The sequence below is a fragment of the Vibrio sp. Y176 genome (genome assembly GCF_033438945.1).
In genome coordinates, this window is sequence record NZ_JAWOQS010000006.1 from 137,682 (window position 1) to 152,410 (window position 14,729).

The window sequence follows — 14,729 nt, forward strand, 5'->3', positions numbered from 1 at the left end:
TACTCAAGATTCGTTAATATTAAACTGATGTTCAAACCTCTCACTTGAGCATTCCAATTCGAAACCTTTGAAACAAAGGCTCGAATTAGAACATAAACTAACCGTAAAAAGGGCGATTTACGCCTGCCCTACTCGCTCCGAACCAACTAATAACTAAAAAGCTGAAAAACGATCACGTTTAGCATCAAACGAAATAAAAAAAACAATTTTTATTTGAATACAAGCCGAAGCAATGATTCACAAACACAAGACATTAACAGCGTTTATTCTCTTCTCAACTCATCCTATTGGTATCAATGGGATGACGATTTTTTCTAAAAGTCCAAACATGACTGCGTATTTTTTATATCACTGCTAGCCCTTGATACATTTGACATCCTCCTACTCCTTTAGGGTTAACTGCTACACAAGTTCTGTGTAATAAATCTCCAAGCACGTAGCAGCTTCACAAAACTCCTCTTACCAGTTGTGCATTCTTTTTCACATCGGTAATTTGAGCGCTCTCAACACTGGCCTCGTGACAAATAAATTATTTTCATTGTGTTCTTTTCCGGTTAAAAGATGCGCCATTTAACAAAAACGAAGACTTTGATTAACAAATTTATGCTCAAACGCTCATTTTTAACGCTCGTTTGTTTTCGCAAACGTTTATATATGCACAATAGTATCGTGCTAGACAGGCAAAAATGATCAAAGGACTTTTAACATGACAACGAACAAACACCCCTCTCTGCTCGGAGAATGTTTGGCCGAGTTTATCGGTACAGGACTACTTATTTTCTTCGGCGTAGGCTGTGTTGCAGCCTTAGTTCTAACAGGCGCATCATTTGGACAATGGGAAATCAGTATTGTATGGGGCTTCGGTGTCGCCATCGCTATTTACTGTACGGCTGGCGTCTCTGGTGCACACATCAACCCTGCCGTTACCATCGCACTTGCTATGTTTCATGGTTTTGATAAGGCGAAAGTGGTGCCATACATTATCGCTCAAATGCTTGGGGCATTCTGTTCTGCTGCATTGGTATACAGCTTATACAGCAACCTTTTCACCGACTACGAAATCGCTCATAACTTCGTTCGCAGCAGCCAAGATGCACTAGCAACTGCTGGTATCTTCTCGACTTATCCGCATGCCTCTCTCTCTTTCTTTGGTGCTTTTGCTGTGGAATTCGTTATCACTGCTGTACTGATGTTTGCGATTCTGGCTCTGGGCGATGAAAATAACGGCGCGGCACGTGGCGCAATGAACCCTCTATTGATCGGTATTTTGATTGCCGTCATCGGTGGTTCACTTGGCCCACTAACAGGCTTTGCGATGAACCCTGCTCGTGACTTTGGACCGAAGCTGTTCGCTTACTTCGCAGGCTGGGATTACGCTCTGACAGGTGCTAAGGACATTCCTTACTTTATCGTGCCTTTACTTGCTCCGATTGCAGGTGCATGTTTTGGAGGTTGGTTGTATCCAAAAGCGATTGCAGCTTACCTTCCACAACAAGGCCACGGTTGTACGATTCCAAACCAATGTGAGACGGAAGAAGAAACAGAAGAAGCTAGAGCTTAAAACTGACGTAACTCGAACATTTACTAAAATATAAATAACGAAACAAAAGGATTCTTACCATGACTGAGCAAAAATACATTGTTGCCCTAGACCAAGGTACAACAAGCTCTCGCGCAGTGATTCTTGATCATGATGCGAACATCGTAAGCGTCGCGCAACGCGAATTTACTCAGATTTATCCAGAAGCTGGTTGGGTTGAACATGATCCAATGGAGATCTGGGCAACACAAAGCTCTACCTTAGTAGAAGCTCTAGCTAAGTCTGGCATCCGTAGCGACCAATTAGCGGCTATCGGTATTACTAACCAGCGTGAAACGACCATCGTCTGGAACAAAGAAACAGGTAAACCCGTTTACAATGCGATTGTATGGCAATGTCGCCGTACTGCTGATATCTGTGAAGATTTAAAAGCACGCGGTCTCGAAAACTATGTACGTGACAACACTGGTTTGGTGCTTGACCCTTACTTCTCCGGTACCAAAGTTAAATGGATTCTGGACAATGTTGAAGGCGCACGAGAAGACGCAGAAGCAGGTAAGCTGTTGTTTGGTACTGTCGATACTTGGTTAGTTTGGAAGATGACTCAAGGTCGCGTTCACGTAACCGACTACACTAACGCATCGCGTACCATGCTGTTTAACATCAACGATCTATGTTGGGATCAAAAAATGTTAGATGAGCTTGGCATCCCAGCATCTATGATGCCAGAAGTGAAGCGCTCATCGGAAATTTACGGTAAAACCAACATCGGTGGTAAAGGCGGTACTCGTATTCCTATTTCTGGAATCGCAGGTGACCAACAAGCGGCGCTTTACGGCCAAATGTGTGTTGAAGCGGGTCAAGCGAAAAACACTTACGGTACGGGTTGTTTCTTGCTAATGAATACTGGCCAAGAAAAAGTCACTTCGACACATGGCCTTCTAACTACTTTGGCTTGTGGTCCTGCAGGCGAACCAGCTTATGCACTTGAAGGTGCCGTATTCATGGGTGGGGCTTCTATCCAATGGCTACGCGATGAATTGAAAATCCTAAACGGTGCAGAAGACTCTGAATACTTCGCGACAAAAGTGGATACATCAAACGGCGTTTATGTCGTGCCTGCATTTACTGGTTTAGGTGCACCATACTGGGATGCCTACGCACGTGGCACGATTGTCGGCCTTACTCGCGGTGTGAATTCAAACCATATCATCCGTGCAACATTAGAAGGCATCGCTTATCAAACTCGTGACGTACTGGATGCGATGCAAGCTGACTCAGGTATTAAGCTTGCGAACCTTCGCGTCGATGGTGGTGCAGTAGCGAACAACTTCCTAATGCAATTCCAATCCGATGTATTGAACACAGAAGTACACCGCCCTCAAGTAACTGAGGTTACCGCTCTTGGTGCAGCCTACCTTGCCGGCCTTGCAGTTGGTTACTGGGATAGCATTGATGAGTTGCAGAATAAAGCGGTACTTGATCGCACCTTTGAGCCACACGATGATGAAGAAAAACGCAATCGTCGTTACAAGGGTTGGAAACGTGCAGTGAAATGTGCACAAACCTGGTCTGAACTTCACGACGAAGAAGATTAATCTCATCTCCATAAGAAAAAAAGAGCGCCATTTGTGCGCTCTTTTTGCGCTTTATCCCCGATTCCTGAACTCGCTTACTTCTCACAACGAGCAAATTCGAGCACAATAGAGCTTCGAATTTGAAGCATTGGCCGTTACCAATGCACAAGGGAGTGGTAAGTGAAGCAAATACCTCGACACCAGCAGATTGTTGAGCTGGTGAAAAAACAAGGCTATGTCAGCACGGATGAGTTAGTAGAAAGATTCAATGTCAGCCCACAAACCATCCGACGCGATCTCAATGAACTCGCCGATGACAACAAAATTCGTCGTTATCACGGTGGAGCCACTATTCCTCTCAGTTCTGAAAACACATCTTACAACACGCGTAAAGCGCTCAACTTCAATGAAAAAGATGTCATTGCAGACGAGGTAGTCAAACACATTCCAGATGGTGCCACACTATTCATCGATATCGGCACCACACCAGAAGCAGTTGCGCGAGCGCTCAATAAAAACCATAAACAGTTGCGTGTTGTCACCAACAACATCAATGTTGCGACCATTCTTTTCCCTAACCCTGAAATCAAAGTCATCTTAGCGGGTGGAGAAGTCCGCAGCAGAGACGGCGGTATTGTTGGCGAGGCTACCCTCGATTTCGTTAAACAGTTCCGTCTCGACTTTGGTATTCTCGGCATTAGCGGTATCGACTTCGATGGCTCGCTATTAGACTTTGATTACCACGAAGTCCGGGTCAAACAAGCGATCATTGACAATAGCCGTAGTGTATTTCTTGCCGTAGACCACACCAAGTTCGGGCGCAATGCTATGGTGAAACTAGGCAATATTGCACAGCTCAACATGATCTTTACCAATAAGCAGCCACCAGAAGAAATCTTGTCAATTTTGAAGGAAGCTTCTATCCCACTTGAAGTGGTTGAAGCTAACGAATCAAACTCCGAAAACGAGTAACGTCAATCGTATAATTCCCCCTCAAATGACCTCTGTCTTAATTAGACAGAGGTTTTTTTGTGTCTAAATCACACAAAACGCTCACAAACGAAAATAATAGATGATCACAAACGAAACCTGAGCTAGGATTACATTATGTTCTAAAATGCTCGTTCGCTCACCAAGAGGTCAAATTTATGAGTATACAAAATAATGCTTCCACTACTAGCTCATCCACTACCTTAGACTTGATCGTAATCGGTGGCGGCATTAACGGAGCTGGTATTGCAGCAGACGCAGCTGGCCGAGGTTTGAGTGTTGGCTTATATGAAGCACATGACTTCGCATCTGCGACTTCTTCAGCAAGTTCTAAACTGATACACGGCGGTTTACGCTACCTTGAACACTACGAGTTTCGTTTAGTTTCGGAAGCGCTCGCAGAGCGTGAGGTTATTCTTCGTAAAGCACCACACGTCGCATTACCAATGCGTTTCCGTTTACCGCATCGCCCATTCCTACGCCCAGCTTGGATGATTCGTTGTGGCCTTTTCCTTTACGATAACTTGGGTAAACGTACGACGCTGCAAGGCAGTAAAACCGTCAACCTTGCGAAATCTGGCTTGCTAAAACCAGAGATGAAAACGGGTTTCGAATACTCTGACTGTTGGGTTGATGATGCACGTTTAGTATTACTGAACGTTCTTGCGGCTCGCGAAAACCATGCTGAAGTGCGTAACTACTGCCGCGTGGAAAAAGCACACCGTGAAGGTGGTATCTGGCACGTTACTATTCACGATGTGATGACAGACCAACGTTTCGAACGTAAAGCAAAAGCGTTAGTCAATGCTGCGGGGCCTTGGGTAAAACAGTTCTTTGATGATGGATTAGAGCAAGCCTCTCCTCGTAACATTCGCTTAATCAAAGGCTCGCACATCGTTGTTCCTCGTATCCACAACGAACCGCAAGCCTACATCCTTCAAAACAAAGACAATCGCATCGTATTTATGATTCCTTACTTAGATAAGTTCTCAATCATTGGTACAACAGATGTGGAATACAAAGGTGACCCACGCGAAGTGTCGATCTCAGATGACGAAGTCGATTACCTCATTGATATCGTAAACCAACACTTTGTCCACCAGTTGACTCGCGAAGATGTAGTTTGGACATACAGCGGTGTTCGTCCTTTATGTGACGATGAATCTGACTCTCCGCAAGCAATCACACGAGACTACACGCTAGAGCTCGATGCGGAATACGACCATGCACCTCTGCTTTCTGTTTTTGGTGGTAAGTTAACGACCTACCGTAAGTTAGGTGAAGCAGCAATGAAGAAACTTGCTCCGTTCCTACCTGAAATGGGTAAAGACTGGACGGCCAACCAAACCCTTCCTGGTGGTAACTTCAGCTGTAGTCGTGAACAATTAGCGAAACAAATTCATGCTAAATACACTTGGGCGCCAGAAGCATTGATTCTTCGTTATGTCACTCAGTTTGGTACCCAAACGTGGAACTTAATGGAAGGTACAACAAGTGAAGCTGACTTAGGACAAACGTTCTCGACACAAGCCGGTGGTGTTTACCAACGTGAGATCGATTACTTAATGAACCATGAAATGGCAATGACCGATGAAGACATTTTATGGCGCCGTACTAAGCTTGGTCTTTACATGAACGAGGAAGAAAAACAGGCCTTAACGGACTATTTAAAGAAAAAGCTACAACAGAAAGTGGTTAATCTTTCTCAAGTTGGCTAACAGCTCCCCTCCCTCCCCCCACAATAAAGCCTGCTTAGTTGCAGGCTTTTTGTTTTGTTGTTTAAGCACAACACCTTGGTGCGCTCCACTCGATTGCAAATAAGAACAACTATTCATAGACATTTGGCATTAAATACAATCATACTCATTTGAAAAATAATGCATCAATGACTTCAGAGTACCGTACTCAGAGCATTGCCTCTGTATGGCAATGCAATTCTCGCGAAAGAAGTATCTTGAGGTTATTTTGGTATCGGCTCAAACAAGGAAAAGAAAATGGGTTTTATGATTGAACATTGGGACTTCTCAACCCCAGAAGCAACTCAACAATCCACCACGGCAGAGCAAATTCAAGCTAAGCATTGGTACCATTGCGAACGGCTGCATCCTGATATTCGTGGTTGGCTGGAGCAGAACCAAGTACCTCGAGCTACGGTTGATCATCTATTAGCCGACGAAAGCCGACCATCTTTCCATCCTTTGGATGACGAGAACTTCATGTTGATTTTACGAGGCGTCAATATGAACGGCAATGCATCACCAGAAGATATGCTTAGTATTCGAATTCTCTACTTTCAAGGCGCACTCATTTCAACTCGTAAAATTCCATCACGCGCGATCATGGAGATTCGCCAAGCATTAGCGGAACACAAAGGCCCAAAAAGTCTTGCCAGTTTACTTCATCAGATCATTGAAGGATTAAACAGTAAAATAGACATTTACCTTGATACAATTGAAGAAACACTAAACCAGTTCGACGTGAATGATGAGTCGACGTACAAACATATGGCGACTCAAAAAGCACTGATTTCTATCAAGCGTTTTATTCGCCCTCAGCAGTACGCTATCCGTGATCTTGTGGAGTCAGAATCAGAATTGATTGCTTTGAGACCTCATCAATATCGCTTCGCACACAATAATATTACGCGCATAAATGAAACACTTGAGTTTTATCTTGGAGAAGTGGCGCTTTTCCAAGAAGAGATCAAACATCATCGTGATGAGAAAACCAATAAAAACAGTTACCTGTTTACTTTGGTAGCAACGATTTTTCTACCAACCAGCTTCTTAACAGGTTTACTCGGTATCAATGTTGGTGGAATGCCAGGCGTGGATTCCACCATGGCATTCACCTGGTTCTGCATCGCCTTAATTGTCATTTTTGGTCTAGAGTGGTGGCTATTTAAACGCTTGGGGCTCACGAATAAAGCGGACGACGAAGACGAATAAACACTAAACCTATAAAGAACAAAAACCAAAAGAGGAGCACGCGGCTCCTCTTTTCTCTACTCACATTAGAATCTTATCCGGGGTGACCATCCACACGAGGGGTCACAAGCATCACACCAAAGCGCCACACAAATAGCCCAAACGCAACAATCCATAATCCACCGCTGATATCAATCCACAGTATCATGTTCGCTGGATCAAAGATCACGGCGAAACTGCGAACCAAAGCTGCCGCGGTAATCGCTGCAAACGCAAGGCTCATGTTTGGCCCTTTGTAGATCATGCGACCAGTATGTCCCATCGTCACCCGTGTAATCATCGCTAAAATCAAACCGCCTAACGCACCTATCGCAAACAGGTGAATGAGGTTATGGCTGGCAAATGCATCTCCCCAGACGCCTCGCAAAATTAAGCTTAGTGGTAAACACAAATACGCAGCATGCAGCGACCATACTAAAGGCTCGTTCAGGGTTAACCAAGGTTTCCAGCGAACAAAACGCACCAACTGAGCAACACCTGCAAATAGCATCAAACGACTACCTAGTTCTGCAAACGTCACAGGGAAAAAGCTCAGCACAAATAGCATTACCAATGGCAAGTTCGCGAACCACTCTAACCAAGCCAATGGTTGCGCTTTTTCGAAATTAAATCGACGCGCAGTAAAAAATGGAATTACACGTCCGCCCATCACTGACAACAGCAAGGTAAACCACCACAGCATTGCTTGCCACACCGCTGAAGAGCTAAAGGGCGGCATACCTTTTATCGTTGCGTAGCTTGCAAAGTTCGCAAAGATGGCTAAAAGAAACAGTGGAACGAAAAACAAATTACGCCAACCTTTGGCTCGATACACACGAATGCCCACCTCATAGGCGACAAACAGTAAAAATACCGCTTCGATACTGCTGGTTAACCATAACGGTGCTTGTGTCCAAAGCAATATGCGGGGCACTAACCACAAGCCAAATAAAGCCAGAAGCATGTAATGCTTGGTACCATTAATGCCAGTCCAGTTTTGTACCGCGGTCAGTACAAAGCCAACTACAATGGCCATCGAAAAACCGAACAACATTTCATGTACGTGCCACCACAATGCAGGCACGGCTAATGCGTTTGGCTGTCCGCCTTGGAACATCCACACCCACAACGCAATCGCAACAATGGCGTAAATCGACCCAAACAGAAAAAACGGCCGAAAGCCTAATCGCAGCCATGCGGGGATTTTTTCTTCTACTTTTTTATCGGTGATATTCAGCATTATCTTGCCCTCAAGCGTCTCTCGATGCTGGTTAACTCAACTACATATTGATGCTACCATAAACATGTATGAAAAATACATGTTTATAATTAAGATTATACTTAAGAGGTAAAGTTGTGCTTCAGATGCGGGTTAGGTATAAACATGAGAGGCACAACTATCAGTTAAGGGATGCAACGACAATGTACATATTTGGCTATGGCAGTTTGATTAATTCTGCGTCGCGTAAGTTAACCGGACAAACGGGAGAAGCCATTCCCGTCATAGCACATGGGTTGGTTCGCTACTGGGGGAAGATTGACGACAGCTACAGCCTCTCTCCATTAGTGGTGAACCAAGGCGATGGACAGGTTAATGGCGTTTTACTCGAAGTAAATGAAGAAGCGCTCGCAGAATTCGACCGCCGTGAGCGAGGTTATCATCGTATTCAACTTCAGCCAGATCAAATCGAAACAGATGCGAGTTTTAACCAAGAACATGACATTTGGGTTTACGTAAAAGACGAGCCACTACCACCATGCGAAAAGAGCCCAATCATGCAAAGTTATGTTGATACCGTACTGGCAGGTTGCTTGGAAGTTTCCCACGCGTTTGCAGAGCATTTTGTGCGTCACACCATTGGCTGGCAACACGCGAAAGAAAATGACCGCCACCAACCCAAATATGGCAACCTTGCAGGCGTACAAGATCACCATTATGAGTTGATTGATAATCTAATAAAAAAAGGAGCCTAACGGCTCCTTTTTAGTATCTATGTTTTGCTTACGCGAGCTTAAAACTTGTAATCAACACCAACGTACAGGCTGTCAAAATCAAAATCTTCGCTGCCACCGTTTTCGGCATCAATACTTACCGAAGAAGCACGGTAGCCACCAGATACAACCAAACCTGAAGCGAACTCATAACCAGCCTCAACACCGTAGTTAAAGCCTACATCACGACCATCATCGGTAACAGTGCTAGATGATTTCACTTCATAAGAAACACTCATTACACCAAGGCCAGCAATCGCACCAACATAGAAGCCTGTACCTGCAAATTGGTATTTAGGCTTCGCATTGAAATTGAACGCAGAAGCATCAACACTAAATTTAACCGGCCACCCCATGTAAGAAAATGTTTCTTCAAAGTCGCCAAAGTATATGTACTCACCTTCAAAAGCTAGTTTGAAGTTTTCTGAATATTGAAGCTCTTTACCTACAGCAAAGCTAAGACCTGTCGCAGAAAAATCTTTTGACAAGCTTTTAACTTTAAGATCTGAATTTACCAAATCAGCACCAACATACCAGTCACCTTTTGCTTGAACTGATGCTGAAGCAACCACTGCACCTAAAGCCAATAATGGCAATACTTTTTTCATTATAATTTCCTAATTTTTCATACTGTTAGACAGCTTTTAAAAGCGCGGTGATTATAAATAGAGTTGAATACTTTCCTATTGATTTATTTATAAAATGAGACACAAAACATAAACATGAACAATAAAACGTTTGCTTGTTTAAACTCTAAACAGCTCGACTTCTATTAAGTACTAGAGTTACCACAAGTAGCAAGTCTCCAAACCAGTCGCGTTTTTCAGTATTTTTACAGCAATATAATCCTTACGTTTACGGCTTTATTTATTACTCAATAGAGTCTATTTCATGAAAACAAGTTGGCTTGATATGATGATTTAAAGTGTTTAGGACTGTCTTACTAAAGGTTTGTGCATATCTAAGTAGCTGTTTAAAATAGTCAGATTATTGAGCTCACACTTGGGCAGTGCCAACGGGAAATTTACATGGCAAAGCTAAAAGATATCGCCATTGAAGCGGGCGTCTCACTTGCAACCGTATCGCGGGTTTTGAACAACGACCCAACGTTGAGCGTTAAAGAAGAAACCAAATACCGCATTTTGGAAATTGCAGAAAAACTGGAGTACCGCACCAGTAGCTCGAAGAAAGGCATCAAAGAAGTTAAGCAAAAACATCACTTTTTAGCCTTATATAACTACAAACAAGAAACAGAGGTGAATGACCCTTACTACTTATCAATTCGTCATGGGATTGAAACGCAATGCGACAAACTAGGTATTACGCTAACCAATTGCTATAACAGTGAAATTGATGTTGAAACGAAAAAGATAACAGGTGTCCTTTTAGTCGGAAATGTCGACCAAAAGGTAGTAGATAAATTACCTAAACGTCTAGCCGATAGCATCTGCTACATAAACTTTTCAGATCCAACCTGCCCTTATGATTGCGTTGATGTCGACCTTATTCGAATCAGTAGGCAAGTAGTTGATTTTTTTATACAACGAGGCCACCGCCGCATCGGTTATATTGGCGGTCAAAACAAGCCCGACGCAGCTGACATTCGTGAAAATGTGTTTTTGGACTATGGCTATCTAAAAGGCGTGGTCGCAGAACAAGATATACACTATTGTTCCTGCTCTAGTTTGTCCGGTTATAACTTAGCGAAAGAGATGCTAGCCATAGGTGACTTCCCGAAAGCAGTATTCATTGATTCAGACTCCATCGCGATTGGCATAGTACGTGCAATCCATGAATTTGGCTTAAAGATACCAGAGGATATTACGTTGATTAGTATGAATGATATTCCTACTGCTCGCTTTACCTTTCCGCCGTTGTCTACAATTCGTATTCACTCTGAGTTGATGGGAACTCAGGGAGTGAACTTACTGGTGGAAAAATACCGAGATGGACGCTTACGACCTCTTCATGTATACGTGCAAACAGAGCTTAAACTACGTGGTACAACTCAATGATACCTTTTCCATTAATCTCTTTTATGAATTAAATCTGGAACATCCCCCCCAACCAAAGACATTCATTTTGCTCAATCAGTACTGTTTCGGTATAACGCCGATAACTCAGCGGGTAGTAAGAAGTTCAACAACAAATCACTCTAAGCACCATGAGTGCCCCAAATGTTTATCATTTAGAGGTGATGGTCGAAGAAACCAACTCGCGTAGCCAAATGCCTTTGTCTTCATTGTTTCGGCTGGAATGCCACAGCATAGCAATATCAAAATCCGCAACGGCGATCGGCGGCTTAACAGTAATGAGATCGTCCGAAAAGCCCTCCGCCAACGCCATTTTTTCTGGCACGATGGCAATGAGATCGCGCTTTTTCAATAAATGCCGAATGGTGAGAAAGTTGCGCGACGCCACGGTGACTTTACGGCTCAAGCCATGTTCTGCGAGCTTTTGGTCTACTTGTGTCTTTAAGCTCCCATCGGGACTTACCAGAGCTTGCTCTATGTTCGCGAACGCTTCCAGAGACAGCTGTGTTTCCCCTTTCAATACCTGTTTATCACACATACACACGTGTTTTTCTGTGTACAAGTACAAGCTCTCAAAGTTGTCATCCAACACCGGCATGTTGCCAATAATGACATCGAGCTTTTCGTGCTCAGTTAATGCCAAGTAGTTGCTACGATTGACGTTAATAAAACTGATCTGCGCCTCTGGTGCGCGCTGGCGTATTTCGTCATAAAGCCGAGGAGCAAAAATAAACTCGGCATAATCCGTTAACCCAATGCGACATACACCCGCGTAATTTTCAGGTTGGAAGGCAGACTTAGTGAGCAAGTCTTTGGCGATAGAATCCAACAAGTGATGCACAGTTGGCGCGATGTGGTGAGCGTGCTCGGTGGGCTCCATCTTGTGTCCTTTTCGCTCAAAAAGCGGGTCGTCAAACAACAACCTTAAACGAGACAAACTATGACTCATCGCCGACTGGCTAACGTAACTTTTCTCTGCCGCGACGCTAACGCTTCGATGTCGATACAAGTAGGAAAACGTCACCAATAAGTTCAAGTCAATGTTACGCCACTGAATGTCCTCTTTCACCTCAACACCTTCATCCCATTTCATTCATAAATGAAATTAAATCTATCAATTTGAGTCATTTTAGAGCATCCGATAAATTAGCAACAATGCTTTTTAGATAAACAGGCTCGACATGTTCACCATCTTCAAAACTTTTTTCTGGCTAGGTTGGTTCAGCTTCGGCGGCCCTGCGGCTCATATTGGTTATTTTCGCCAAACCTTTGTTGAGAAACTGAAATGGCTTGATGACAGCGAGTACGCGCAAATTGTCGCACTCAGTCAGTTTTTGCCGGGACCGGGCTCAAGCCAAGTTGGCTTTGCTTTAGGCTATAAACGTGGCGGTTTAGGTGGCGCATGCGCAGCATTTGTCGGATTCACGCTTCCTTCGGTGATCATCATGTTGGCGCTGGCGATGGTGAGCAGCCAAATCACCGACACCGCAGTGTTCCAAAACATCGTTCACGGCCTAAAACTGCTCGCAGTCGTCGTCGTAGCGGATGCGACTTGGGGCATGTACAAAAACTTCTGCCAAAGCAAACTGACCGCGGGTTTGTGCGTCGCGACTGCGATTGCGTTGCTGGTGGCACCAAGCATCATGACGCAAATGTTCGTGTTGCTCGTAGCAGGTTTTGTCGGCATGCGATATCTGAAGAAAGACTCCGCGCCATCAGCCGAGCCGTTTAAACCGTCTATCACGCCATTGGCTATATTTGCGGTGCTTTTACTCGGCTTACCATTAGTAGCTCATTCATTGCCTTTGCTTGGGCTGTTTAGTGATTTTTTCCAAGCTGGTAGCTTAGTGTTTGGTGGTGGTCATGTAGTGCTGCCGCTTCTGCAAAACATTGTTGGCGACCAGCTCAGCCAAGATGCATTTTTAACAGGCTACGCCGCTGCACAAGCTGTACCAGGGCCAATGTTCACCTTTGCGACTTTTATCGGTTATGAGCTTTCGGATACGCCAATTTTAGGCGCTCTGATCGCAACGCTTGGCGTATTCCTCCCAGGGTTTCTTTTACTGCTTGGCGTTCTTAAAAACTGGCAAGCACTGGCAGGCAAACCGCTGGTCTCCGGCGCCATCAACGGTGTCAATGCCTCGGTAGTAGGGTTACTACTCGCGGCACTTTACCAGCCAGTATTTAGCAGCGCAGTTGTTGCTCCCATCGACATGGCGTTAGTGATTGCGGGTTTCTATCTACACAAAAAGCTCAACCTATCGGTGCTGTGGATGATCGTGTTTTTTGTGGCAGCAGGCCTTGTCACGCGCATGATGTAAAAATCTTAAACGACAAACTCTTAGCGGGCACTTAAATACAAGTGCCCGTTTCTTCAACTAAGCTTAATGACATTGGAAGGATAGAGATGATGGATCGTCGATGGAACAAGACAACAATTACCAGATCAACGTAAGTTGGCAGCAAAAAGCAGCGACTGGGCTCCAGTCTATGAAGAACGAGTTATTGAACGATAAGATTTTCTACACCTATTGCTTTATCTCGACTGCTGTCATTTATCTTTGTTCTTTATATCTCGATTTCCCTATTGATTACTCTTTTACCACTTACCTTGAAACGCTCATGCAAGCTTTGTATGTCACAGGTTTAAGCTGGTGTATCTATTATTATTTCTATCTCATACTGCGCAAAGAAAAACAGCCAGCAAAGCGCTTCATACGAAAACTGAAGCATCTTATTTTTCCACTCCACCGCCCTGTATCAGTGTTTGTTTCGATGATGGCACTCAACCTGATTTTCTCTAACCACACGTTTTTGAAATCGCTGATTCCAATCCTCAATCCATTCAAGTGGGATCTGACCTTTGCGAATATTGATTCGTTGCTACACTTCGGGTTTGCTCCGTGGGAGTTGACCCATGCATTATTCTCCAATGCTTGGGCCTCATTAGGGCTAAATGTAGCCTACAACGCATGGTTTTTTTGTATGTGGGGCATACTCTTCTTTTTCCTTATCTACAAAAAATACCCGTTGGTAAGGCAACAGTTTTTACTCACGTTCGCACTGTCTTGGATGATTCTTGGTGTCTTCTTCGCCACGTTGCTTTCTTCAGCAGGCCCATGTTATGTAGAGCTTATCACTGGAGATGAACAGTTTGTTCCTCTGATGAAAACGCTCGAAGTCCAAAGCCAATATCTTACCAATGTGGACGCTGGGCAATTGTGGGCATTGCCTACACAGCAATATCTTTGGGATGAGTACATCGCGAATGCCAATGGTATTGGCTCTGGCATTTCGGCAATGCCTAGTTTGCACGTTTCCATTGCGGTTTTGATGGCGCTATCAATTTATAGACTCAACAAAACCATCGGCTACTTTGCTTACGCTTTCGCAGTCATCATTCAAATCGGTTCGGTACATTTAGCTTGGCATTATGCGATTGATGGCTACCTCGCAACACTCTTGACGGTGATGTTATGGAAGATAGTTGGTTGGGCTTTACGGCGCTATGCTTCTTACCCTGAAAGAAGCGAATGACGGCTAATTGAACAAACACCTTTGCAACGGACTACTCCCCATAAATGAAAAAGCCACTCTATCTTGCAGAGTGGCTTTCTTTTAAAAGGGTCTT

General features: G+C 44.2%; 12 protein-coding genes. 9 read left to right on the forward strand and 3 right to left on the reverse strand.

The genetic code is table 11. The features are described from left to right. Nucleotides 1-706 precede the first annotated feature (706 nt). From R7O13_RS16150 to R7O13_RS16170, 5 genes are all read left to right on the forward strand, one after another. Entirely contained in the window at nucleotides 707-1,561 is an 855-nt protein-coding gene (locus tag R7O13_RS16150) for an MIP/aquaporin family protein (protein ID WP_005380195.1), read from the forward strand. A 59-nt stretch (nucleotides 1,562-1,620) separates the two neighbouring features. After that, nucleotides 1,621-3,138, forward strand: a complete 1,518-nt coding sequence (gene glpK / locus R7O13_RS16155) for a glycerol kinase GlpK (RefSeq protein WP_005380193.1) — start codon at nucleotides 1,621-1,623, stop codon at nucleotides 3,136-3,138. A 159-nt stretch (nucleotides 3,139-3,297) separates the two neighbouring features. Beyond that, entirely contained in the window at nucleotides 3,298-4,089 is a 792-nt protein-coding gene (locus R7O13_RS16160) for a DeoR/GlpR family transcriptional regulator (protein ID WP_005380192.1), read from the forward strand. A 176-nt stretch (nucleotides 4,090-4,265) separates the two neighbouring features. Beyond that, nucleotides 4,266-5,825 (forward strand): glycerol-3-phosphate dehydrogenase, encoded by a 1,560-nt coding sequence (gene glpD, locus R7O13_RS16165; RefSeq protein WP_005391703.1) that lies wholly within the window; start codon nucleotides 4,266-4,268, stop codon nucleotides 5,823-5,825. A 276-nt stretch (nucleotides 5,826-6,101) separates the two neighbouring features. Beyond that, entirely contained in the window at nucleotides 6,102-7,055 is a 954-nt protein-coding gene (locus R7O13_RS16170) for a CorA family divalent cation transporter (RefSeq protein ID WP_005380188.1), read from the forward strand. 73 nt (nucleotides 7,056-7,128) lie between these two features. Here the strand turns inward: R7O13_RS16170 and R7O13_RS16175 are convergent, their stop codons facing one another. Further along, on the reverse strand, nucleotides 7,129-8,313 hold the full coding sequence (locus tag R7O13_RS16175) for an NnrS family protein (RefSeq protein ID WP_104979655.1): 1,185 nt from the start codon (nucleotides 8,311-8,313) through the stop codon (nucleotides 7,129-7,131). 182 nt (nucleotides 8,314-8,495) lie between these two features. Here R7O13_RS16175 and R7O13_RS16180 point away from each other — a divergent pair, with 182 nt between their 5' ends. Next, nucleotides 8,496-9,047, forward strand: coding sequence for a gamma-glutamylcyclotransferase family protein (locus R7O13_RS16180; RefSeq protein ID WP_025768214.1), 552 nt, complete (start codon nucleotides 8,496-8,498; stop codon nucleotides 9,045-9,047). Between the two features lie 38 nt (nucleotides 9,048-9,085). On the opposite strand, the gene R7O13_RS16185 is transcribed toward R7O13_RS16180, so the two are convergent. Further along, nucleotides 9,086-9,673, reverse strand: a complete 588-nt coding sequence (locus R7O13_RS16185) for an outer membrane beta-barrel protein (RefSeq protein WP_054574833.1) — start codon at nucleotides 9,671-9,673, stop codon at nucleotides 9,086-9,088. Between the two features lie 420 nt (nucleotides 9,674-10,093). Between R7O13_RS16185 and ebgR the strand changes: the two genes are divergently transcribed. Further along, nucleotides 10,094-11,080 (forward strand): transcriptional regulator EbgR, encoded by a 987-nt coding sequence (gene ebgR, locus R7O13_RS16190; RefSeq protein WP_318304262.1) that lies wholly within the window; start codon nucleotides 10,094-10,096, stop codon nucleotides 11,078-11,080. Nucleotides 11,081-11,249: 169 nt separating this feature from the next. On the opposite strand, the gene R7O13_RS16195 is transcribed toward ebgR, so the two are convergent. Further along, a complete protein-coding gene (locus R7O13_RS16195) occupies nucleotides 11,250-12,167 on the reverse strand; it encodes a LysR family transcriptional regulator (protein WP_412125717.1) in 918 nt (305 codons plus the stop codon). 112 nt (nucleotides 12,168-12,279) lie between these two features. Between R7O13_RS16195 and chrA the strand changes: the two genes are divergently transcribed. Next, nucleotides 12,280-13,419, forward strand: coding sequence for a chromate efflux transporter (gene chrA, locus R7O13_RS16200; protein WP_318304264.1), 1,140 nt, complete (start codon nucleotides 12,280-12,282; stop codon nucleotides 13,417-13,419). 100 nt (nucleotides 13,420-13,519) lie between these two features. Then, the gene (locus R7O13_RS16205) at nucleotides 13,520-14,635 is read left to right on the forward strand and encodes a phosphatase PAP2 family protein (protein ID WP_318304265.1); all 1,116 of its coding nucleotides are present in this window, start codon (nucleotides 13,520-13,522) and stop codon (nucleotides 14,633-14,635) included. Nucleotides 14,636-14,729: the final 94 nt, after the last annotated feature.